Origin of the sequence: Streptomyces sp. NPDC088747 (assembly GCF_044751025.1) — a bacterium.
In the GTDB taxonomy this organism is placed as follows: Bacteria; Actinomycetota; Actinomycetes; order Streptomycetales; family Streptomycetaceae; genus Streptomyces.
Map to the genome: position 1 here is coordinate 78,955 of NZ_JBIVKZ010000023.1, position 19,825 is coordinate 98,779.

Consider the following 19,825-nt stretch of genomic DNA (forward strand, 5'->3'; position numbering starts at 1 on the left):
CCAGCTCACCCGGCAGGTACGGAGATCTATTTCGGCATGCCGTAAGTGAGAACCCCCCTTTCGAACCGGACAAAGAGCCGGACCGCCCAGGGGCGGGCGGTCCACCGGACGAGAGGGACCAGACTCATGAGCTCAGTCCTGCGCCCAGCGGTTTCGGGCGATGATCCGACCACGGCCGGAAAGTACCGGCCCATCTCCTCTCACCTGGCGATAACGCCTCCGGTGAGCGTGGTGATTCCGGCCATGAACGAGGCCGAGAATCTCCCCTATGTCTTCAAGACACTTCCGGGCTGGATTCACGAAGTGGTTCTCGTCGACGGCAATTCCACCGACAACACCGTCGAAGTGGCCCGTGAACTCCGGCCCGACGTGAAGGTCGTCAAACAGCTCGGCAAGGGCAAGGGGGATGCCCTGATCACCGGTTTCGAGGCGTGCACCGGCGACATCATCGTGATGGTCGACGCGGACGGCTCGGCCGACGGCAGCGAGATCGTGTCGTACGTCTCCGCACTGGTGTCGGGGGCGGACTTCGCCAAGGGCTCGCGGTTCGCCAACGGCGGCGGCACGTCCGACATGACGCCGATCCGCAAGCTCGGCAACCACGTGCTGTGCGCCACCGTCAACGCCAAGTTCGGCGCCCGCTACACCGACCTCTGCTACGGGTACAACGCGTTCTGGCGACACTGCCTGGACAAGATCGACCTCGACTGCACCGGCTTCGAGGTGGAGACCCTGATGAACATCCGGGTCGTCAAGGCGGGCCTGAAGGTCCAGGAGATCCCGAGCCACGAGTACCTCCGCATCCACGGGTCGAGCAATCTGCGAGCCGTGCGGGACGGACTCCGGGTGCTCAAGGTGATCCTGGGGGAGCGCTCCAACCGCCGTGCGCTGCGCCGCACACCGCACGCCGCTCAGCTCAACTCGGCCCGGGGCGAGGTGTCTTGAGCGAGCAGTCCATCTCCGTGGTGGTCTGCGTCTACACCGAGGACCGCTGGGAGGACATCCTCGCGGCGGTCTCCTCGGTGCGGGCGCAGTCCCTGCCCGCCCGGGAGACACTCCTGGTGGTGGATCACAACGCCACGCTCCTCGACCGCCTGAACCGGGAGTTCAAGGAGGCCGACGACGTGCGGGTGCTCGCCAACGCGGGCCCCCGTGGCCTGTCCGCGGGCCGCAACACCGGGATCTCCGTCGCACGCGGCGAGATCATCGCCTTCCTCGACGACGACGCCGTGGCCGAACGGGACTGGCTGCGGCACTTCGCCGCGGGGTACGACGATCCGCGTGTCATGGCCGTCGGCGGCCGTACGATGCCGATCTGGGCGTCGGGCCGCCGACCCGCCTGGTTCCCCGAGGAGTTCGACTGGGTGGTGGGCTGCACGTACAAAGGGCTGCCCCCGGGCCGGGTGCGGGTCCGTAACGTCCTCGGCGGCAACGCCTCCTTCCGCCGCACCGCGTTCGACGCGGCGGGCGGTTTCGCGACGGGCATCGGGCGCGACGGCGACAAGCGTCCGCTGGGCTGCGAGGAGACGGAGCTGTGCATCCGCCTCACCCGGGCCCGGCCCGACGCGATCCTGCTGATCGACGACCGTGCGGTGATCCACCACCGGGTGCCGCCGGTGCGCGAGCACTTCGCGTACTTCCGCACCCGCACCTACGCCGAAGGGCTCTCCAAGGCCCTTGTCGCCCGAAGTGTCGGCGCGGGCAGGGGACTTGAGTCCGAGCGCCGCTACACCACCCGGGTGCTGCCCGCCGGGGTCGCGCGCGGGCTGCGGGACACGGTGCTGGGCCGTCCGGGCGGCGCCGGCCGTGCGGTCGCCATCGTCACCGGAGTGCTGACGGCGGCGGGCGGGTACGCACTCGGGAGCATCCGGGCGCGCGCGGGCGGCGCCACCTTCTCCGTCGTGGAGATCGAGGGGGTCCCGTCCCCGACGACCGACGGCAAGGAGGCCGCGGCATGAGTCGAGCTGTGCCGACCGGCATGAGAGGAGCTGTGCCGATCCTCATGTACCACTCGATCGCTCGGGAGCCGACCGACGCGACGCGCGAGCTGTCCGTCACCCCCGAAGCCTTCGCCGAGCAGATGGGCCTGCTCGGCGAACAGGGGTTCACACCCGTCAGCACCGCCCGTCTGGGCGCGTGCTGGCGGGAGGGCGGAACACTCCCTCGGCGGCCCGTCCTGGTCACCTTCGACGACGGCTACGAGGGCGTGCACCGCCACGGACTGCCCGTGCTCGCCGAACACGGCTTCGCCGCCACACTGTTCGTGTCGACGGGCTGGCTCAGGGGCGCGTACGACACCGGAGGCGGCCTCGACACCATGCTGGACTGGGACCAGGTGCGCCGACTCGCCGCCGAGCAGGTGGAGATCGGCGGGCACAGCCACACGCATCCCCAGCTGGACCAGCTCGGCGACGAGGAGCTGCGGTCCGAGGTGACACGCTGCCGGGAGATCGTCGCGGACGAACTGGGCGGCCGGCCCGCGTCGTTCGCGTACCCGTACGGCTACTCCAGCCCGCGGGTGCGCCGCGCGGTGCGCGAGGCGGGCTTCGACCAGGCGCTCGCCGTCGGCAACGCGCTGGCGCACCGCCGTCAGGGGCCGTACGCCCTGCGGCGCGTCACCGTGCGCCGCGGCACCGGTATCGAGGAGTTCGAACGGCTGGTCCAAGGCCGCGCGATCGCCCTCAACTTCGCCAGGGACCGCGCCCTCACCAAGGGGTACGCCGTGGTCCGAAGAGCACGACAGGTCCGCCGAAAGGCCATCCGTACCCGTGTCTGACACGACGACCACAGCGCACACCTCTTCGCCGACGACCGAGGCGCCCGCACAGCGCACGGGCCGCCGCCTCCGTCTGCCCGGCCGAGGCCGGGGCGGGAGCGGGGGGAACCAGCTGTTCCGCAACGCCTACGCCCTGATGCTCAACACCGGTATCTCCGCGGTGCTCGGGCTCGGCTACTGGCTGGTCGCCGCCCGCTACTACTCCGAGACGGCGGTCGGCCAGGGCTCGGCGGCGATCGCCGCGATGAAGCTGCTCGCGGGACTCACCGCGGTGACGCTGACGGGCGCGCTGGCCCGCTTCATCCCGGTCGCCGGGCGCTCCACCGGACGCCTCATCCTCCGTACGTACGCGGGCAGTTCGGTGGTGGTGGCGCTGGCCGCCGTCGTCTTCCTGCTCACCCTGAGCGTGTGGGGACCCTCGTACCGGTTCCTGCACGGACCGGTGGCCGGCGTCGGTTTCGTGCTCGCCGTGGTCGCCTGGTCGCTGCTGACGCTCCAGGACGGGGTGCTGACCGGTCTGCGCAGCGCGCTGTGGGTGCCGGTGGGCAACACGGTGTTCTCGGCGGTGAAGCTGGTGCTGCTGGTCGCCGTCGCCGCCGCCGTCCCCGCGACCGGTGTCTTCGTGTCGTGGGTCGCGGCGATCGCCGTGTCCACGGTGCCGCTGGGCTGGCTGGTCTTCCGGCGACTGGTCCCCCGTCACGTGAAGGCGACCGGCGAGGACGCGGAGCCGCCCTCGACGAGGGAGATCGGGCGCTTCCTCGCGGGCGACTACACCGGCTCGCTGTTCTCGCTCGCCGTGGTCTACCTCGTACCGGTCATCGTCGCCTCGCAGGTCAGCTCCGCCGACAACGCGTACTTCTACATCACCGCGACCATAGGCGGCACGGTCAACCTGCTCGCCATCAACATGGGCGCCTCGCTCACCGTCGAGGGTTCGCACGCCCCGGCGCGCCTCGCCGCGAACACCCGGGCCGCGCTCAGGCGGATGGCGCGGATCATGCTGCCGGTGGGCGCGCTGCTGTTCCTCGGCGCGCCGCTCATCCTGCGCGTCTTCGGCCAGGCCTACGCGGACGCGGCGACCCCGCTGCTGCGCTGGTTCGCCGTCGGGGGTCTGCTCCGAGTCGTCATGGAGACGTACTTCGCGGTCCTGCGCGCCCAGAGCCGTACGGCCGGACTCGCTTGGTTGCAGGGCCTGTTGTGCACTCTGGTGCTCGGGCTGACGGTGATCCTGCTGCCCCGCATGGGCCTGACCGGCGCGGGTGTCGCCGAGGTCGTCAGCCTCGCCGTGATCGTGGCCATCGCCGCGCCCCGGCTCTACCGGATCCTGCGGGCCGCGCCCGCCGAGGTGCCCGCGGGCGCCGCCCCGGACGGGGACCTCGCCGACCTGGGGACGCGCGAGGTACCGGCGCCCCGGCGCGGGCCCGCCTGGGCGCTGGACTCCGACACCCTCGCCCTGGGCGTCCACGTCGACTTCGACCACCTGGAGCGCCGGCCGGACGTGCGGCCGGGACCGGGGACGCCGCCCACGGGGACGCCCCGGGTGCGGCCGGACCACCGCCCGACGTGGGCCCTCGGAAGGCCGTCGGTCGGGCTGCCCGTCGAGGCGCGGGAGCCGGGTTCGGAGGCATCACTCGGCCCCGCGGAGGCGCCGGAGGTGGACGCGCCCTTCAGCGAGGAGGAGTTCACGAAGGAGGAGTCCCGGAGGGAGGAGGCGGAGGACACCCGCTCCGGGACGGAGGAGGCGGAGGAGGCGGAGGGGACGGAGAAGGCGGCGGACGGTCGGGGCGAGTCCTCGGGGACGGAGGGTTCTGATAGCCGGGCCACGGGGGCGGAGGGTTCCCGTAGCCGGGCCACCGGGTCGGAGGGTTCCCGTAGCCGGGCCACCGGGTCGGAAGGTTCCCGTAGCGAGTCCTCGGAAGCGGAAGGTGTCTCCTTGGGGGCCGGTAGCGCGATGCCCGGAGAGTTGGCCGGATGGGTGCGGCCCGCCCCGGTGGCGCCGCGCCCGGCGGACGGCCCGCCCCCGCCCCTCTCCCTGCGCCGGCGCCTGACACACCCGTCCGGACCGGGAGTGCTCCTGGGTTTCCTGCTGGCCTCCGCACTGCTCCTCTACTGGGCACCCGTGCTGAGCCTCGACGACGCCGCCCTCGACCGGATGGGCGGCCTCGGCCTCGTCTCGGTGCTGCCGCTGCCGACCCTCGTCGGCGCCGCCCTGCTGGTCACCGTGTTCGCCTCACTGCTCTGGAGGGCCCGGGAGCACAGGGCGCTCCTCCTGGTGACCCTGCTCGCCACGGTGGTCTCCCTGCACGCGCTTCCGGCGGTGATCGAGACCGAGCCGAGGTTCGCGACGGCCTGGCAGCATCTCGGGTTCCTGGACTACATCGACCGCACCGGATCCGCCGTACCCGACCTGGACGCCCGCTGGAGCTGGCCGGGCTTCTTCGCGGTGATCGCGTTCCTCGCGAAGGCCTGCGGGGTCACCGACCTCACCGAGGTGATCCGCTGGTGGCCGCTCACCATTCAACTCCTTTATCTGGCACCGATGTTCCTGCTCGTACGGTCGATGCGGGCGAGCTGGCGCGCCAAGTGGACCGGCATCTGGATCTTCGTGCTCAGCGGCTGGGTGGGCCAGGACTACTTCTCCCCGCAGGGCTTCACGTATCTGCTGTATCTCACCTTCGTGGCGATCCTGCTCGTCTGGTTCCGTGCTCCGCGCGTGCTGTGGACCAGGAGGCGGCCGGGCGAGGCGGAGGTCGAGCCGGCGGACCGCCGCCAACAGGCAGTGCTGCTCGTGGTGTTGATCGGCCTGTTCGCGGTGACCGTCCCCGCGCACCAGCTCACGCCGTTCGTGATGCTGGGCGTCCTCGCGGCCCTCGTCCTCGTCGGCCGCTCCGAACTGCGCGGCCTGCCGATCCTGTTCGCCGTGCTGGTCGCCGCCTGGGTCGGCTTCATGGCCGAGCCGTACTGGTCGGGCCACTTCGACGAACTGTTCGGCGGGATCGGCGGCGTCGGCGGCAATGTGTCCTCGTCGGTCTCCGGCCGTATCGAGGGCGGCAGTTCGACCCACAAACTCGTCCTCTACGCGCGGGTCCTGCTGGCCGGCGGCGTGATGGCCTTCGCCTGCTACGGCTGGTGGCGCCGACGGGAGAACAAGTACCGCGAACGCTCGCTGCTCGTCCTCACCTTCGTGCCGTTCCTGGGCTTCGGCATGCAGTCGTACGGCGGCGAGATGGCCCTGCGTGTCTTCATGTTCGCGCTGCCCGGCGCGGCCCTGCTCGCCGCACTCGGGCTCTTCCCGCGCACCGGCGTCACCGCGAAGGAACGGGACCGGGACCGGGTGAGCCTCGCCCCGATCGCGGCCCTCATGGCGGGCCTGGTCCTCATGGGCGGCTTCCTGGTGGCCCGTTGGGGCAACGAGTCCTTCGAGCGGATCAGGCCCGGCGAGGTGGCCGCCATGGACTACGTGTACGCGCACGACGATCCGACCGCACGCCTGCTGTGGATGAGCAACGACACGGTCGAGAACGTGACGCCCGCCATGCCGTGGGGCGCGCGGGACATGGAGAAGGTGGAGTACCTTCCCACGCTGGCGCCCGTCGACCCGGTCCTGGTGTCGAGCCTGGTCAAGGCGCTCAGGGACGCCGGCCCGAACTCGTACCTGATGATCAACCGGAGCCAGGTGGTCTACCTCCAGCTCGACGTGGGCTACTCGCCGACCTGGGAGTCGCGGCTCGTCAGGAACCTCGACCAACGGCAGGAACTGAAGAAGGTGTTCGTCAACGACGACGCGACGGTGTACACCCTGCGCGAGCAGCCCGAGGGCGAGATCCCGAAGGCCGATCCCGGTCCGATCGGGCCCCAGGTGACCTGGACGCCGTGGTCGGTGGTGGGCGGGCTCGCGGCCGTCTCGCTCATCCTGATGCTGACCCTGCGGGAGGTCGTGCGGGTGGCCGTGCGGCCCAGTGTACGGCAACTCCGTTGGCTGCAGAGCAGTTTCTGGTTCGCGCTGCCCCTGCTGGCGGTGCTGCTGGCCTCGCTGGTGCAGCGGTTCCTGACGATGAAGTAGCCGGGGGCGGGGGTGAGGCGGCAGGCACGGCGTGCCTGGCGAGCCCTCATCAGGTGAAGTGGCTCAGCGTCGTAGCCACTTCACCTCGTACGCGTTCAACTCGACCCGCCTGCCGTCGATCCGTGCGCTGATCGAGCGGTCCAGCGTGTTGACCACGAGGGCGGTCGTGCCCGTGGCGAGGAGACGGACACGGGACCTGTCGGCGGCGGCGACGGGCACCTGGGCGTAGGCGGTCCCCGGCGGGAACTCGGCGCTGAACCGGGACAGTAGGCCGTACATCGGCAGCGCCGCGCCACCGTCGGCGCGGTCGACCGGCGTCCACAGGCAGCCGGCGCAGTCGGGGCCGTTCTCCTTCTCCGGGTTCCAGTAGAAGCCGGAGGTCGCGCCGCCGCGGGCCATCGCGATCAGACCGGCGGCGTGCACGGCGACGCGACGGGTCTCGGACCAGCCCTCGCGCTCGTCGTCGCCGTCGGCCGGTTCGACGTAGTACTCCGCCCACCACAGCGGCAGGTCACCCGTCCGCTCGCGCACCCACTCGCCGACGGCCGTGAACTTGTCGGTGGCCGCGAACTCGTCGGGCAGCAGGTCGTCGTCCCTGGTGTAGCTGGAGCCGTCCACGACGACGAAGTCCGCGCCCACCCGGTGCTCGTTCCAGTACTCGAAGGCGTCGAGGACACGCTGGTCCATGGTGCCCCAGGTGCCCTTCACCGTCGGCGAGGCGTCGTGCTTCTGGCGCGGGTCGAGACTGTCCATGACGAGATACGGCCCGCCGACCATGATGTCCTCGTCGACCTTCTTCAACGCCTTGTAGACCAGGTTGTAAAGCTCGGTGTAACCCTCGTAGTCCCAACGCGCCTTCTCGTCGTTCCAGAAGCCCTTGAACTCGTTCCAGACGATGAAGTGCCGTACGTCCGGGTAGCGTTTGGCGACGGTCGCGGCGAGCGCGGCGAAGTCGTCGTAGTGGGCGCGGTCCGGGGCGGTCTCCAGGGCGGCCTGGCTCCAGTCGGTGTCGCCGGAGTCACCGCCCTTCATCCAGTCCGGGGAGCAGCACAGGGTGACGACCGGAGTGCCGCCCGACTCCCGCACGAAGTCGATACGGCGGTCCATCTCGACGAAGTCGTAACGCCCCTTGGCCGGTTCGGGGTTGCCGGCTCCCCAGCCCATGATGTGCTGGATCTGCGGCAGCGGTCGTTCCGCGAGCCGCCCCTTCACGCGCCCGGTGGCCGCGGCCTCGCCCTCGTCGGCGCTGAACTGGGTGTGTGTGAAGCCCCAGCCGACCTCGGGCTCCGCGGCCTTCGCCGGGACGGCGGGCGTGCCGTGCACCTTGTCGCCGTCGCGAGTGGTGCCCGCGGTGCCCGCGCCGTCGCCCGGCAGGGTGTGCAGCAGCGTCACCAGCAGGGCGAGAGCGGCCGCTCCCACCCCGAGCACCGCGGTGAGCTGCCACCGCCGTGCCCCCGAATTCCACCCATGACGTCCCATCAAGGGCAACAGTAACTGTGCGGATCGGCGGTGTGACAGGTTCCGGATGACCGCGCCTCCGTGCCCTTCCGCGGTGGCCGTGTCCGCCGCGGGCGGGCGGCTGCCGCTCGGACAGCCGGTCGAACGCCGGTTGAGCTGGAGCCCCTCGCGGGGGACACCCGGACCTGGCGGCGGAAATGCCGTGCACAGGTTCCCTCGGTGACAGATCATGGCGACATGTCTGCCAACCCGCACGACGCACTGCCGATCCGGCTCAACGTCGATGACAGCGACTCGCCGTCGGACGTCATCGACGCGCTGTTCCTCGGCCGCTTCGCGACGGGCGAGCAGCCTCACTCGCACGCGGTGAACATCGACCGCGTACGGTCCGGGGCGACGCTGCTGCCGCAGGGCGCGCGTGTGCTGCGCTCGGCCCGCGACGACGACCGCAGCGCGACGCTCGCCGAGGGCGACGGCTGGACCCTGCTGGTCTCCCGCTGGAACCGCGGCGCCGATGTGACGGTCACCGCGACCAGCACCGAGCTGGCGGAGAAGGTCCTCGGGCAGGCCACGGACGGCGCGACCGACGAGCCCGAACCCCAGCCGGAGAACGTGACGATGGGGTTCTGGTACGTGTCGCCGCGCCGCGGTCCGCACCGCACCACCCGGCAGATCTCGGCCGGCACCTGGGACGAGGTGCGGCCGAACTACACCACGCCGGTGGCGGACGCGATGGACCGCCTGATGAAGACGACGCCGGAGGACATCGCGGGCCGGCTGCTGCTGCTCCACGGGCCGCCCGGGACGGGCAAGACCTCCGCCCTGCGTACGCTCGCCCGTTCCTGGCGCGACTGGTGCCAGGTGGACTGCGTCCTGGATCCCGAGCGGCTCTTCTCCGACGTGGGCTATCTGATGGACATCGCGATCGGCGAGGAGGACGGCACGGGCAAGGGCCGTTGGCGGCTGCTCCTGCTGGAGGACTGCGACGAGCTGATCCGCGGCGAGGCCAAGCACACGGCGGGTCAGGCTCTGTCGCGCCTGCTCAATCTCACCGACGGTCTGCTCGGCCAGGGCCGCAACGTCCTCGTCGGCGTCACCACCAACGAGGACCTCGAACGCCTCCACCCCGCGGTCGTCCGCCCCGGCCGCTGCCTCGCCCGTATCGAGGTGGGCCCCCTCACCCGCCGCGAGGCCACGAACTGGCTCGGCACGGAAGAAGGCATCCCCCGCGAGGGCGCCACCCTCGCCGAGCTGTACGCCCTCCGCCGAGGCACGTCCCCCACCCAGGTACCGGACCCCCGGGAGGGTGCGGACGCGGGGCTGTACCTGTAACCGCCCCGGGCGAGCCGGGATCCGGGCACGGCAGCACCCGACACCCCGTTCCCCGCTGCCCCGGGGGCGGTTGTCCCGGCGCCTGTACCCGGGGTCAGTTGTCCCTGCCAGGCACCCCGAGTGCACCCCAGGAGCGCCCCCGGCGTACCCGCGCCCCTACCCCCCGTAAGCCGCCCGCAGGGCATCCCGTACCGCGTCCGTCGCCGCGGACTCCGTGAGCCCGAGGCGCCGTACGCGCTCGGCGTAGGCCTGGGCGGCGGTCGCGGCCTCGCGCTCCGCGGCGGAGCCGGCCGCGGCGACGAGCGTCCCGTTGCGGCCCCGCGTCTCGATCACCCCGTCCGCCTCCAGCGCCCGGTACGCCTTGGCGACCGTGTTGGGCGCGAGGCCGAGCGAGTCGGCCAACCCCCGTACGGTGGGCAGCCGGTAGCCGACCGGCAGCGCGCCGGAGCGGGCCTGCTCGGAGATCTGGGCGCGCACCTGCTCGTAGGGCGCGGCCCCCTCATCGATGTGGATCTTCAGCGTCACGGAGTGATTGTCCCGCACCCGGCGGAAAATGAGAGGCACCCGGACACGGCCCCCGCGTAGCGTGAGCCGTCATGACAGTGATCGTGCGCGCCGTCCGCCCCGACGACCGGCGGGACGCCGAGGGCTTCGCCCGAGTACGCGCCCTCGCGCTCCCCTTCATGCTGCACACCCCCGAATCCGTCGGGTACGACGTCACGCACGCGCACCCCGGGGCGCACTACCGCCCCCTGCTCGCCGAGCGGGACGGCGAACCGATCGGCACGGCCCAGGTCGGCATCGTGCACGACAGCCCGGACCCGGGCCAGGGCTACCTCAACGTGTACGTCGCCCCGAACCGCCTCCGCGAGGGCGCGGGTTCGCTCCTGGTGCGCGCCGCCGAGGAGCACCTCGCGGCCCTCGGCGCCAGGAAGCTCTTCGCGTGGGTCCTGGACTCCCCCGGCAACCGCGCCTTCGCCGAGAAGCACGGCTACCACGCCGGCCGCTCCGCGCACTTCCTCCGCCTGGACCTGGCCACCGCCACCCTGCCGCCCCGCCCTCCGCTCCCCCCGGACGTCGAACTCCGCACGGGCTCCGACTACGCCACCGACCCGCGCCCCCTGTTCGCGCTCGACGCGGAGACCATGGCGGACGAACCCAGCGACGTGGCACAGGAGTTCACGGACTACGGGGCCTGGCTCCAGGAGACCTGGAACCACCCGCTGTTCAGTCCGGACCTGACGTCGGTCGCGGTCGTCGACGGTCGCCCCGCCGCGTTCAGCGCGGTCCGCACGGACGGCGGCACCCGCTACGGCACGGTGATGACGGGCACCGCCCGAGCCCACCGGGGCCGCGGCCTGGCCAAGCTCGCCAAGACCGACTCCCTGCACCGCGCCCGCGCCGCCGGCCTCACGGAGGCGTTCACGGGCAACGACTCGGGCAACGGCCCGATGATCGCGATCAACAAGTGGCTGGGCTACGAGATCTGCGCCACGGAGGTACGTCATGTCCGCGAACTCCCCTGAATCCCCCGCCCCGTTCGCCGGGCTGGAGATCGTCCTCGTCAAGGCGGGCCGCACAAAGATCCGCTACCCCGCCGAATTGCTCGCCGACGACGGCGACCGCGTCACCGTACGCGCCCCGTGGGCCGGCGAGGGCGTCCGCGACTTCGGCTTCGTACGCTTCGAGCCGGGTGACGTCTTCACCGAGTACTACTGGCGGGACCGCTGGTACGCGGTGAAGGAGGTCCGCGACGCCGAGGGCGTACTGAAGGGCTGGTACTGCGACATCACCCGCCCGGCGACGGTCTCCGCCACCGAGCTCGTCGTGGAGGATCTCGACCTGGACCTGTGGCTCTCCGGCGACGGCACGGCCGTACTCCGCCTCGACGAGGACGAGTTCGCGGCGAGCGGTCTGGCGACGACGGATCCGGTGGCGGCGGCCGCCGCCGAGAACGCCCTGGACGAACTCGAACTCCTCGCCCGCAGCGGTGACTTCGAGGACCTGCTCACGTAAGAGAACCTGCTCACGCGAGAACCTGCTCACGTGAGAACCTGCTCATGTAAGAGGGCGTGCTCACCCGGCGGACCCGCTCGCCTTGCCGTCCGCCGCCGCCCGGATGTCCGCCGCCGCCCGGATGTCGGTGGCCACCACCGCGTACCGCTCGTCCGCCACCTCCCGCCCCCACAGCAGCGGATCGTCGGACAACCGCTCGACCCGGATGTCCGCCGCGAGGGGCTCCAGCAGGGCGGTGAGCCGGTCGGCGGAGATGCCGACCGGGCTCGCCGTGCCCCACACCCCTTCGACGAGGACCAGCCGCCCTCCGGGGCGCAGCAGTCCGCACCAGTGCCGCAGGGCGCGGCCGGGATCGGGCAGCGCCCACAGCACATGGCGGCCCAGCAGCACATCGAACCGCTGCTCGCCGACGGGCGGTATCGCCGCGTCACCGAGGAGGAACACCGCGTCACGTCCGGCGAGTTTGGCGCGGGCGAGGCCGATCATGCCCGGCGAGAGGTCGACGCCCGTGACGTGGTGTCCCGCTTCGGACGCGAGGAGTGACAGGCTGCCGGTGCCGCAGCCCAGGTCGAGGACGTCTCCGGCCCGCCGCGGCAGCCAGGCCCGCAACCGGGCCGCCCAGGCTTCCCGTACGGCGGGGTCGCGCAGCCCGTGGTCCGGCTCCTCGTCGAAATGGGCGGACTCGGCGTCCCAGTCGACTTCGGTCGCTGGAATCACCGGATTCATGTCGTTGTTACTCATCATGCGCTTCAGGGTGACACCCACCACTGACAGTCGAATCGTGACCGGCACCACAGACAGAACAGGATCGATGAGGAACTCTCCCCGAAACGGTCTACCTGGGTACCACAAAGGGAACGGGTAGACGCAAGGAGGCCGCCATGCGCCGTGTAACCGTGCAGAAGCCCTTGAGGAAGTCGGACTCCCGCCGTGTGCGGGACGAATCCGACGAGCGCCCGGTCGAGCGTCCGGAAGTCCGAAAGGACATCCACCGCACGTGGTGGCCGGACGGGTGAGCGGCCCCGCGCGGCGGCCACGGGACGACCTCCGGCGGGCGGCGCCCGCCCCGCCGTCACGGCACCGGACACCGGCTACCTGATCGCAGCCTCAGCGCTTCCTTAACGCGGCCATAAGGATCTCCATCTCCCGCCTCCAGCAGGCGACTTGACGGTTTCCCCGGGCTAGTTTGCTGATCACCCCCCACGGGATCAGCCCACGCATCCGGGACCGTTTCGAGGAGTTCCCCCATGACCGCCGCCCTGTCCACCCGCCGCAAGGCCGCCGCGATCGCCGTCGCCGGTGTCGCCCCGCTCGCCCTGACCGCGCTCGCCGCCGTACCGGCCGCCGCGCACGGCACGATGGGAGACCCGGTCAGCCGGGTCTCCCAGTGCTACGCGGAGGGTCCGGAGAGCCCCAAGTCGGCCGCCTGCAAGGCAGTTGTCGCCGCGGGCGGCACACAGGCGCTCTACGACTGGAACGGCATACGCATCGGTGACGCCAACGGGCAGCACCAGGCGCTGATCCCGGACGGCAGGTTGTGCAGCGCGAACAGCGACGAGTTCAAGGGCCTGGACCTGGCCCGTGCCGACTGGCCGTCCACGAGCGTGAGCAGCGGATCGTACACGTTCAAGTACCGGGTGACCGCGCCGCACAAGGGCACCTTCAAGGTCTATGTCACCAAGGCCGGTTACGACCCGTCGCAGCCGCTGGCCTGGGACGACCTGGATCTGCAGGACCCGGTCGCGACGGCCACCGACCCGACCGCGTCGGGCGGCTTCTACACGTTCTCCGGCACTCTCCCGCAGCGCTCCGGCAAGCAGTTGCTGTACGCGGTCTGGCAGCGCTCGGACAGCCCGGAGGCCTTCTACTCCTGCTCGGACATCACCTACGGCGGCAGCACCGGCGGCACTCCCGCCGACAGCGGCTCCACCGGCGGCACGGGCACCGACAGCGGCACGGGCACCGGCGGCGGTACGACGAGCAGCTCCTCCCCGGCCCCCGCGCCGACCGCCTCCGCGCCCTCCGAGGAGCAGATCGAGGCCGGCGCCGACAAGTCGACGGTCGAGCACCACGGCCACGGCGACAACGACGCCAGTACGTCCGCGGAGCCCACCGCGACCGCCACGGAACCGGAGTCCGCGGAGACGGAGGCGGCCACGACGGCCAACCAGGCCCAGGCGGCAGGCGCCTCGGAGAACCTCGCCGAGACCGGCGGCGACAGCAGCACCACGTACGTCGCGGTCGGCGGTGCCGCCGCCCTGGCACTCGGCGCCGCGGCGCTGTTCGCCTCGGTCCGCCGCCGTGCGGTGACCGGCGGACGCCACGGCCGCTGATCGTGCGGACTCCGGGGTCTGTCCGGCGGCTCAGGCCGGACAGACCCCGGCCGTGTGCTCAGCCGATCACGGACGCGCAGGTGGTGGCGGTGGCGTGCGCCGGGTCGAGCGCGTTCGCCACCTCGTGGAAGGCGATGCGGTCGAGCAGACCGATCGCCACGTGCTCGGACAGGTCGACGGCGCACAGATCCTGCAACAGGACGTTCCTGACGTCGGGTCCGGTGAGGAACTGTGAGCGGTACGGCGTTACCACCTCGTCGTACCTGGTGGCGATGACCGTGTAGCGGACGCCCGGGACGGTGTCGCCGCCCGCGTTGAGCTTGGTCAGGAACGGGGATCCGGCGATCTGGTCGGCGAGCGCCGGGGTGGCGGTGGAGATCAGGCCCTCGGCACCGGGGAAGTACGGCAGCAGTTTGGTGAGTCCGAGGAGGGTGGTGCCGTGGTTGTCGGGCGCGATGCCCACGAGGGCGTTCACCTTGGCGGCTCCGCCGAGGAACTTGAGGTAGTAGCGGGGCATCATGCCGCCCTGCGAATGGCCCACGAGGTCGGCCTCGGCGGAGCCGGTCGCGGCGAGCACCGTGTCGACGAAGCCCTGGAGTTGCCCGGCCGACTTCTCGATCGGGCCGAGCCCGTGGACGAGCGGGACGCCGGGCAGTTGCCCGTAGTCGAGGGAGTAGACGCAGTAGCCCCGGTTCACCAGATAGGGCGCGAGGGCCAGCCAGTTGTCCACGGAGTTGGCGAAGGTGCCGTGCACGAGGACGACGGGTCGGGGGTGTGCGGCGGAGGGCTTGCAGGAGTAGTTGTTCCAGCCTGCGCTCGGCGCGGCGGCCTCGGCGGTGGCGGCGGGGACGAGGACGACCGTGGCGGTGAGCAGGAGCGCGGTCAGGGGTCTGAGCAGGCGCTTCCAGGGCAGCATCGAGTGATCTCCTTGCGGCTCAAGGGAGTTACGACGGTGTACGCCCTGTGATCCGGATCACGAGGATGCTGTTCACCCTTCAAGTTACGGGCGAGTAGCCCAAGTGTGAAGTTACGCGTCAGTAAAGACTCAAGTGGCGCCCAGAAACTGTGGTGACACCCCTGACGACCTGCCACCAGGCTTGCCCGACAGGGCCTACAGGGGTCGGCCCGCCGTCAGGGCCTGGCTCCCGGAGTGCCGGTCGTCCGCCAGCGCGGCCGGCCGTACGGCCTCCGGGCCGAAGCGGCGGCGGGCCCGGTCGGCGGCGGCCTCGGCGGCACGGGCGCGGGCGTCGCCCGGATCCAGCGAGAGCTGACGGTAGGCGGTGTCGGCCGGCAGCAGGTCTTCGGCGCGTACGGCGAAGGCGCGGACTCGAGCCCGTTGCAGCCCCAGGGCGGCCAACTGGCCCAGCGCGACCGCGGCGAGAGCGGGTGAGTGGTTGGTGGGCTCCGGCAGCGTGCGCGTCCGCGTACTGGAAGTACGGTCGGCGTACCGCACGGTGAGGGTGAGCCGGCCGGCGGTCCGGCCTTCGCCGCGCAGCCGCCCGCCGATCCGGTCGGCGAGCCCCAGGACGGCCCGGTGCTGCTGCGCCGGGTCGAGGCAGTCCCGTTCGAGTACGAGGTCGGCCACCAGGTGCGCCGCCGGTTCCGACGGTACGACCGGGCGGGGGTCGTGCCCGCGGGCGCGCTCGGCCAGCAGCCGGGCCGAGCGGGCGCCGAGCAGCCGTTGCAGGGTCGCCGCGGACAGGTCGGCGACCTGGCCGATGGTGTGCAGCCCGTACCTGCTGAGCGTGTCCGCCGCCGTCCGGCCGATCCCCGGCAGCGCCGTGACCGGGCGGGGGCGGAGCCAGTCGGGAGCCTGCCCGTCGCGGATCCAGGTGGTCCCGCCCGGCGCGGACGCGTCGGCCGCCATCGCCGCCAGCATGCGGTTGTTCGCGAGACCGGCACTGCTGTCGATGCCGTAGAACAGCTTCAGCCGCATCATCGCCGTCTGGACCATGTCGTAGGGAGACAGGTCGAAGTACCTGAGCGCCGACGTCAGATCGAGCTGGACGGCGTTGGGCGGAACAGCCTGCACATGAGGCGTGACACCAGACATCAGTTCGATTACGTCATCGTACTGAGCCTCCCACGCATCCCCCATCGCCGCGTGCAGATGGAGATGGGCGATATACCGCTGCCGCGACGCCGTCGACGCCGCCCCGTGGGCACCGTTCACCCCGTTCACCCCGTTCACCCCGCACTCCCCGGGCTGCGGTGACCGAACTTCTTCAGGTCGGCCGAGCGGGTGCCGGCGGGCTGGAGGTCGGCGTACGGGTGCAGACGGGCGCCGGTGGTGCCGTTGGCCAGGGTGCGCTGCGGCTGGGCCGGGTGCGGCCGTCCCGGAACCGGCTGGGCGGGGGTCGGGTGCGGCCGGCTCTCGCCGAGGAGGGCGAGGGCGGCCTCGGGACCGTTGTCACGGCGGGCCGCGGCGATCTCGTCCAGGTCCCAGGCCATGGTGCCGACGACGGTACGGCGGGTACCGCGCACCTGGACCGTGCCGCGCACCAGGAGCAGCCCGCTGTGGAACACGGTGTGCGCGCACGCCGGATGGGAGTCCTCGAAGAAGGCCAGGTCGACCAGGCCCGAGCCGTCCTCCAGGGTGACGAAGATGACCCGCTTGCCGCTGGCGATCGGCGGGGTCTGCGTGGACGCCCGTACACCGGCGACCAGCACCTGCTGACCGGCGCGCAGCCCGGCCAGATGCGCCGAGTCGGTCGCGCCGATCTCCCGCAGCAGCCGGTGGTGATGCTCCATCAGGTGCCTGGAGACGTCGATACCCAGGGTGCCCAACTCGGCGCTGAGCGCCTCCCGTCCGGTCATCTCCGGAAGCCCACTTGGTTCCGCTCCCCCAACGGCCCCGGCGTCAATGGGCAGTTGACCCGATCCCGCGGACCGGCCCCGGGACTGCCGGTGCAACTCGGCGATCTGGAGCAGCAGATCACGTCGGGTGAGGCGCCCGTCGTGCAGGCAGCCGAGCGCACCGATCTCCGCCAGCCGCTCGGCGACCGGCCTGCTGGGACGCGCCCGCTGCCAGAAGTCCGACAGCGATCCGTACGGCTGGCTCTCCTCGATCCGCGCGCTCTCCTCCTCGCTGATGCCGTGCACCGCCAACAGCGCCAGCCGTACGCCCCACTGCTCTCCGTCGGCCTTCTCCACCGTGTGCCTCACCTTCGAGCGGTTGATGTCGACGGACAGAACCGGCACGCCACGCCGACGGGCGTCGGAGACCAGGACGCGCTTGGGCCACATGCCGGGATCGTGTTCGAGGAGGCCTGCCAGCAGGAACGCCGGATGGTGCGCCTTGAGCCAGGCGCTCTGCAGGGCGGGTACGGCGAAGGCGACCGCGTGGGCGCGGCAGAAGCCGTACGCGCCGAAGGCCTCGACGGTTCTCCAGACCTCCTCCCGCACCGCCGCGTCGTAACCGCGCGCGGCGGCCAGGCCGTGGAACCAGTCCCTGATCCTCGGCAACCGGTTCTTGTCGCCGAGCGCGCGCCGGGCGATCTCGGCCATCGCCCGGTCGCAGCCGGTCATCACGTGCAGCGTGTCGATGATCTGCTCGTGCCAGATGGTCACGCCGTAGGTGTCGGCGAGCACCGGCTCAAGGTGCGGGTGGGCGTAGACCGGGGTGCCGCCGTGCCGGGCGGCGATGTACCGCTCGGGCATACCGCCGGCCACCGGCCCGGGACGGAAGAGGCTGATGTCGGCGATCACGTCCTGCGGGTCCCGGGGCTGCAGGCGGGACAGCAGGTCCTGCTGGCCTGGCGATTCGAGCTGGAACAGGCCCAGCGTCTGGCTCTCCTGGATGAGCTTGAAGGCGAAGACGTCGTCGAGCGGCACCTGTTCGGGATCGTCCAGGTCGATGCGGTCGCCGGTGATGCGTTCGATCTCGGTGACGGCGTGGGCCATCGCGGACTGCATCCGCACGCCCAGGACGTCGAGCTTGATGTTGCCCAGCGCCTCGATCTCCTCCTTCGCGGCCATCGCCATGGGGTAGTCGCCCTGCGGGGTGGGCTGCACCGGCAGCCGGTCCAGGAGGGTCGCGTCGCTGATGACCACACCGCAGGGGTGCATGGCCATGCCGTGGACCAGGGAGTCGAGGCCCTCGGCCAGCTCCCACAGCGGCCCGTAGCGGCCCGCCTCGGCGGCCAGTTGCCGCAGTTCGGGCAGTTCGGCGAGCGCGCTCGTGATGTCCGAGGCACGCAGGTGCGGGAAGCTCTTGGCGATCCGGTCCACGTCCGCCGGCGCGATCCCGAGCGCGAGGCCGGTGTCCCGCAGCGCCCGGCGCGCCCGGTAGGTCTCGGGCATCGCGGTGACCGCCACCCGCTCCTTGCCGAAGCGTTCGAAGATCGTGTCGTAGCACTCCAGGCGGCGGGCGGACTCCACGTCGATGTCGATGTCGGGCAGCGATTCGCGGCGCTTGCTCAGGAACCGTTCGAACAGGAGGCTGTGGTCGAGGGGGTTGGCGGTGGCGATGTCCAGCGCGTGGCAGACCAGCGAGCCGGCGCCGGAGCCGCGGGCGGCGACCCTGATGCCCTTGGCCCGGATGTCGGCGACGACCTGGCCGATGGCGAGGAAGTACGCGTCGTAGTTCCAGTGGGAGATGACGTCGAGTTCCTCCTCCAGCCGTTCGAGCGCCGCCCGGTCGCGGTCGAGGCCGCGCCGGACGAGGCCGTCCTCGCATCTCAGCCGTAGCAGCCGGGCCGCACCGCCCGCTTCCGGAGCGGCGCCGAACAGTGCCGGCTCCGGGAGGTGCGGAGTGCCGAGCCCGAGGTCGGCCCGGGGATCGACGGTGCACGCGGCCGCGGTGGCCGCGGTGTCCGCCAGCAGACGGGCCGCCCGTGCGGGACCCGCTCCCGCGCATTCGGCGATCAGCCGCGCGTGGTCCGCCATCGCTCCCTCGCCCTTGAGCCAGCGCTGCCCGCTGTCCAGGCGGCGCCGGTCGATCGGTCGCAGCAGCCGGGCCGCGTCCAGCACGTCGGCCAGCCGGTGCTGGTCGGGGTCGGCGTAGCGGACGGCGTTGGAGAGCACGGCGGTCGTCCCGGTGCGGTCGGCCAGGGCGAGCGTGCGGGCGGCCAGCCGCAGGGAGCCGGGACCTGTGCCAAAACGTTTCTGCGCAACGGCTTCCAATCGAACACCCTCCCCGAAGACCTCCCGCCACGGCGCCAGCAGCTTCACCGCGACGTCCTCCCGGCCCGCCGCCAGCGCCCGCACGGGCTCCGAGAGCGGCCCGAGCAGCACGACCAGACCGGGACCGCCGTACTCGCGCAGCGCCTCCCACGGCACCACCGGCGGCGTACCGGACACGGCACCCACATGGGCGGCCGACGTGATGCGGCACAGCCGCGCCCAGCCCGCACGGTCCCGCGCGAGCAGCACGAACCGCAGGGGCGGCTCGACGACGTGCGCGCCTCCGCGCGCGGGGGTGCGGCGCCGCTGGGCGGGCGGCGGGGGCGCCAGGGCCTCCACCGCCAGGTCGATACCGAAGACCGGCCGGACCCCCTCCTTCGCACAGGCCCGCGCGAACCGCACGGCGCCCGTGACCGTGTCCCGGTCGGTGAGCGCGAGCGCCGTCGCGCCGCGCTCGGCCGCCCGCCGGGCGAGCTGCTCGGGGTGGGCGGCGCCGTAGCGGGCGGAGTAACCGGACGCGACATGCAGATGAGTGAAGCCCGCCATGCCACACCTCCGTCCCTCCGCCCCATTTCAGCCATGCGTCCGATACATCCGATACGTCTATCGTACGCTCGTTCGATTACCCTAGCCCCATCAGCCCCGGTCAGCGACCTTAATCGAACGCGTGAACGTATCTGGAGGGCCGACAACGGTGGCCGAAAAGGCTGCCTCTCCGTCAGC

At 71.7% G+C, this 19,825-nt stretch carries 14 protein-coding genes; 8 read left to right on the forward strand and 6 right to left on the reverse strand.

Annotated features, from left to right (window positions below; genetic code table 11):
* The first annotated feature begins 126 nt into the window (after window positions 1–126).
* Genes ACIP79_RS38035 through ACIP79_RS38050 form a run of 4 tightly spaced genes read left to right on the forward strand, consistent with a single transcriptional unit; the run spans window position 127 to window position 6,839 of the window.
* The gene (locus ACIP79_RS38035) at window positions 127–945 is read left to right on the forward strand and encodes a glycosyltransferase family 2 protein (RefSeq protein WP_401231366.1); all 819 of its coding nucleotides are present in this window, start codon (window positions 127–129) and stop codon (window positions 943–945) included.
* Window positions 942–1,958, forward strand: coding sequence for a glycosyltransferase family 2 protein (locus tag ACIP79_RS38040; RefSeq protein WP_401231369.1), 1,017 nt, complete (start codon window positions 942–944; stop codon window positions 1,956–1,958). Before ACIP79_RS38035 ends, ACIP79_RS38040 begins: the two co-directional genes overlap by 4 nt.
* A complete protein-coding gene (locus ACIP79_RS38045; protein ID WP_401231370.1) occupies window positions 1,955–2,776 on the forward strand; it encodes a polysaccharide deacetylase family protein in 822 nt (273 codons plus the stop codon). The genes ACIP79_RS38040 and ACIP79_RS38045 overlap by 4 nt, the downstream gene beginning before the upstream one ends.
* A complete protein-coding gene (locus ACIP79_RS38050) occupies window positions 2,769–6,839 on the forward strand; it encodes a lipopolysaccharide biosynthesis protein (protein WP_401231372.1) in 4,071 nt (1,356 codons plus the stop codon). Before ACIP79_RS38045 ends, ACIP79_RS38050 begins: the two co-directional genes overlap by 8 nt.
* 63 nt (window positions 6,840–6,902) lie before the next feature.
* Here ACIP79_RS38050 and ACIP79_RS38055 read toward each other — a convergent pair whose 3' ends face one another.
* Window positions 6,903–8,318 carry a xylan 1,4-beta-xylosidase gene (locus ACIP79_RS38055; RefSeq protein WP_401231374.1) on the reverse strand — a complete coding sequence of 472 codons (1,416 nt, stop codon included), beginning with the start codon at window positions 8,316–8,318 and terminating at the stop codon, window positions 6,903–6,905.
* Between the two features lie 216 nt (window positions 8,319–8,534).
* On the opposite strand from ACIP79_RS38055, the gene ACIP79_RS38060 reads away from it, so the two are divergent.
* Window positions 8,535–9,629 carry a DUF5925 domain-containing protein gene (locus tag ACIP79_RS38060; RefSeq protein ID WP_383684321.1) on the forward strand — a complete coding sequence of 365 codons (1,095 nt, stop codon included), beginning with the start codon at window positions 8,535–8,537 and terminating at the stop codon, window positions 9,627–9,629.
* A 156-nt stretch (window positions 9,630–9,785) separates the two neighbouring features.
* On the opposite strand, the gene ACIP79_RS38065 is transcribed toward ACIP79_RS38060, so the two are convergent.
* Window positions 9,786–10,154: a GntR family transcriptional regulator gene (locus ACIP79_RS38065; RefSeq protein WP_401231377.1), complete on the reverse strand. Its 369-nt coding sequence runs from the start codon at window positions 10,152–10,154 to the stop codon at window positions 9,786–9,788.
* A 71-nt stretch (window positions 10,155–10,225) separates the two neighbouring features.
* On the opposite strand from ACIP79_RS38065, the gene ACIP79_RS38070 reads away from it, so the two are divergent.
* Both ACIP79_RS38070 and ACIP79_RS38075 read left to right on the forward strand, forming a co-directional pair.
* Window positions 10,226–11,155 carry a GNAT family N-acetyltransferase gene (locus ACIP79_RS38070; RefSeq protein ID WP_401231380.1) on the forward strand — a complete coding sequence of 310 codons (930 nt, stop codon included), beginning with the start codon at window positions 10,226–10,228 and terminating at the stop codon, window positions 11,153–11,155.
* Window positions 11,136–11,645, forward strand: coding sequence for a DUF402 domain-containing protein (locus tag ACIP79_RS38075; protein ID WP_401231382.1), 510 nt, complete (start codon window positions 11,136–11,138; stop codon window positions 11,643–11,645). The genes ACIP79_RS38070 and ACIP79_RS38075 overlap by 20 nt, the downstream gene beginning before the upstream one ends.
* A 60-nt stretch (window positions 11,646–11,705) precedes the next feature.
* Here ACIP79_RS38075 and ACIP79_RS38080 read toward each other — a convergent pair whose 3' ends face one another.
* A complete protein-coding gene (locus ACIP79_RS38080; protein WP_401231385.1) occupies window positions 11,706–12,389 on the reverse strand; it encodes a class I SAM-dependent methyltransferase in 684 nt (227 codons plus the stop codon).
* Window positions 12,390–12,904: 515 nt separating this feature from the next.
* Between ACIP79_RS38080 and ACIP79_RS38085 the strand changes: the two genes are divergently transcribed.
* A complete protein-coding gene (locus ACIP79_RS38085; protein ID WP_401231554.1) occupies window positions 12,905–13,978 on the forward strand; it encodes a lytic polysaccharide monooxygenase in 1,074 nt (357 codons plus the stop codon).
* A 58-nt stretch (window positions 13,979–14,036) separates the two neighbouring features.
* On the opposite strand, the gene ACIP79_RS38090 is transcribed toward ACIP79_RS38085, so the two are convergent.
* From ACIP79_RS38090 to ACIP79_RS38100, 3 genes are all read right to left on the reverse strand, one after another.
* Entirely contained in the window at window positions 14,037–14,894 is an 858-nt protein-coding gene (locus ACIP79_RS38090; RefSeq protein ID WP_401231388.1) for an esterase/lipase family protein, read from the reverse strand.
* A gap of 195 nt (window positions 14,895–15,089) precedes the next feature.
* The gene (locus tag ACIP79_RS38095; RefSeq protein WP_401231557.1) at window positions 15,090–16,076 is read right to left on the reverse strand and encodes a DNA polymerase thumb domain-containing protein; all 987 of its coding nucleotides are present in this window, start codon (window positions 16,074–16,076) and stop codon (window positions 15,090–15,092) included.
* A gap of 89 nt (window positions 16,077–16,165) precedes the next feature.
* Window positions 16,166–19,648 carry a DNA polymerase III subunit alpha gene (locus ACIP79_RS38100; protein ID WP_401231390.1) on the reverse strand — a complete coding sequence of 1,161 codons (3,483 nt, stop codon included), beginning with the start codon at window positions 19,646–19,648 and terminating at the stop codon, window positions 16,166–16,168.
* Window positions 19,649–19,825: the final 177 nt, after the last annotated feature.

Coding starts and splice junctions, on each gene's coding strand:
- ACIP79_RS38035 (WP_401231366.1), top strand. CDS start 127: ATGAGCTCAGTCCTGCGCCCAGCGGTTTCGGGCGATGATCCGACCACG.
- ACIP79_RS38045 (WP_401231370.1), top strand. CDS start 1,955: ATGAGTCGAGCTGTGCCGACCGGCATGAGAGGAGCTGTGCCGATCCTC.
- ACIP79_RS38055 (WP_401231374.1), bottom strand. CDS start 8,318: ATGGGACGTCATGGGTGGAATTCGGGGGCACGGCGGTGGCAGCTCACC.
- ACIP79_RS38060 (WP_383684321.1), top strand. CDS start 8,535: ATGTCTGCCAACCCGCACGACGCACTGCCGATCCGGCTCAACGTCGAT.
- ACIP79_RS38070 (WP_401231380.1), top strand. CDS start 10,226: ATGACAGTGATCGTGCGCGCCGTCCGCCCCGACGACCGGCGGGACGCC.
- ACIP79_RS38075 (WP_401231382.1), top strand. CDS start 11,136: ATGTCCGCGAACTCCCCTGAATCCCCCGCCCCGTTCGCCGGGCTGGAG.
- ACIP79_RS38080 (WP_401231385.1), bottom strand. CDS start 12,389: ATGATGAGTAACAACGACATGAATCCGGTGATTCCAGCGACCGAAGTC.
- ACIP79_RS38090 (WP_401231388.1), bottom strand. CDS start 14,894: ATGCTGCCCTGGAAGCGCCTGCTCAGACCCCTGACCGCGCTCCTGCTC.
- ACIP79_RS38095 (WP_401231557.1), bottom strand. CDS start 16,076: ATGGGGGATGCGTGGGAGGCTCAGTACGATGACGTAATCGAACTGATG.
- ACIP79_RS38100 (WP_401231390.1), bottom strand. CDS start 19,648: ATGGCGGGCTTCACTCATCTGCATGTCGCGTCCGGTTACTCCGCCCGC.